This window comes from Ruminococcus difficilis (assembly GCF_016680995.1).
Genome location: NZ_JAEQMG010000109.1, coordinates 1 through 2,007, shown reverse-complemented (window position 1 = coordinate 2,007; position 2,007 = coordinate 1). Strand labels below are relative to the sequence as shown.

The following is a 2,007-nucleotide window of genomic DNA, read 5'->3' as shown; positions in this document are numbered from 1 at the left end:
CATTTCAAAAGATAGTTGCAGTAAATGCCGTACTTGCTGATCAGCTGCACGCAGCTGTGTTCTTCACCGTCGTCGAGCAACAGGCAGTTGCCGTCAATGCAGTTACAGCACGAATGACGGACTATGCGGTTTACTCTGTCGGACAGCTCTTCGGTAATTTTCAGTACCATAGCTTGTACCTCCTTTCGTGTATTTTTGAGGGCTTTTCGTCCCTCTACTGTATTAAATACACGATAAAACGGAAGTTATGGGTTTTAAGAAAACATAGTAAAAACGAAAAAGAAAACTCTGTTATGAAGTGACTTTTGTCAATACATCAAAGTCACTAAAAGTGTAATGATAAAATTGTAAGAAATATCAAAGGCACGTGAAAGGAGCTGAAGGAAAACAGTCTCGCGGATTGGCCGTCTGTTATACGAGGATTGGTTACCACAGGCTAATGGTTTCGCCGCAAGCCCTATTATCTAAAAGCGCGGATCACTTGTAAAGTGCCAACATAGAGTTTTCATAGATAGCTAAACCTTAACATTTCGTTCGGCTCCTTTCAGATACCTTTGACTATTTCTATACAATCAATAAACTGATAAAACAAATCGATTCAAATCATCTTGCCGCGCAGCGTAGTAGCAGAGCTGTGGAAATGTGGGAAACCGGAATCAGTGTTTTCAATGTCAGCACAGGATTGGACGGTTTTCCACGTTTCCACGGCATTCGCCGTAGTTATTCGTCATCAACCCCCATATAAAGCAAGCCAGCTCCCTTGCAATTGCAGTCTTCGCAACGTTCCGGTTGGAATGCAGAGCTATCCTTACGTATTTCCTTTTTAGTCTTTCGACGCATTTATCAGCATACGCGATAATTTTCGGATCCATTCCCGCCTGACGCTTTTTCAGCGCAGCGGATTTCTTTCCAATCTGTCCTTTTGTATAGCTTTGCGCAGCCTCTATCAACAGTCTGCGCACGTGAGTATTCCCTTGTTTGGTAATACTAAGCTGATTGCGCTTGTTGGAACTGGAATGTTCACCGGGAACAAGACCGAGATAGGCAGCAAAGCTTCCTGCGGACGGAAATCTTGTAAAATCACTAATTTCGGAAATGGTTGCCATGGCGGTATGCGTTGCGATTCCTAAAAGGCAGCAAGCTTTTTTAACAGGTTCCTCGAATCTCGGTGTTTGAGAAAGCTCTGCTATTTTTGCATCATAAGTATCAATCTTCTCGCGGAGAACATAGAAGACGGCAATATATTCCTCAAGAGTTTCTCTTAAAACAGGATTATTGAATTCCAATTTTTCGAGCCAGTTCAGATGCTTGTGCGTCCAGTAATTTTTGCCGACAACGCCCCTGTAAATCTTGCTGTTGCGAATACAGAACGCAGTGATTTGCTGCTTAATACGCTTCAATGCTCCGTTAACATCGTCGCGCATTCGGATATACTCTTTGACTGCATTATCTTCATCAGTCGGAACATGAACCGCTTTATAGCCGCCTGTAGCAAGACATCTGGCGAGTTTTTTCGCGTCGCGCTTGTCGGTCTTGATTTTGTTTACAGGCGCAGATTCAATAGTGCTGGGCGCCATGATGACGCACTTGATTCCTTTTGCCGTCAGCTCATGATAAAGGCTGTATCCCAGACAACCGGCTTCGTAACCGCACAAAAATTCACAGTCCTCTCCCAAGTTCTTTTTTACCCTTTTAAGATACTTTTCAATCTCGTCTGCCTTGGGCTTAAGTTCGGCGACAGCAAAGGTGTTGTCGGTTTCAAAACGATAGCATGCTGCTGTGTAATTTGTGGTATGGACATCCAGTCCAACATATGTTATACTTGTCATGGTGACTCCTCCTTGTATGTGGTTATCATACTTGTTTTTTTACACTTTTAGTATGACAGATAAATCCACGTTTTGCAAGTCAGGGGTCACTTCATATTATCTAAATCGCCGGTTCGGTAACAACTGCATTCATCAGGTCCGATATTATAATAACCCTGATATTTTTTATCTTTATATT

At 42.8% G+C, this 2,007-nt stretch carries 2 protein-coding genes; both read right to left on the bottom strand.

The genetic code is table 11. The features are described from left to right. Positions 1-170: cysteine-rich VLP protein (locus JKK62_RS10515; protein ID WP_201427855.1), on the bottom strand; the 170-nt coding region annotated here is incomplete at its 3' end. A 501-nt stretch (positions 171-671) separates the two neighbouring features. Further along, positions 672-1,829 carry an IS110 family RNA-guided transposase gene (locus JKK62_RS10510; RefSeq protein WP_201427854.1) on the bottom strand — a complete coding sequence of 386 codons (1,158 nt, stop codon included), beginning with the start codon at positions 1,827-1,829 and terminating at the stop codon, positions 672-674. Between the last annotated feature and the right edge of the window lie 178 nt (positions 1,830-2,007).

Coding starts and splice junctions, on each gene's coding strand:
- JKK62_RS10510 (WP_201427854.1), bottom strand. CDS start 1,829: ATGACAAGTATAACATATGTTGGACTGGATGTCCATACCACAAATTAC.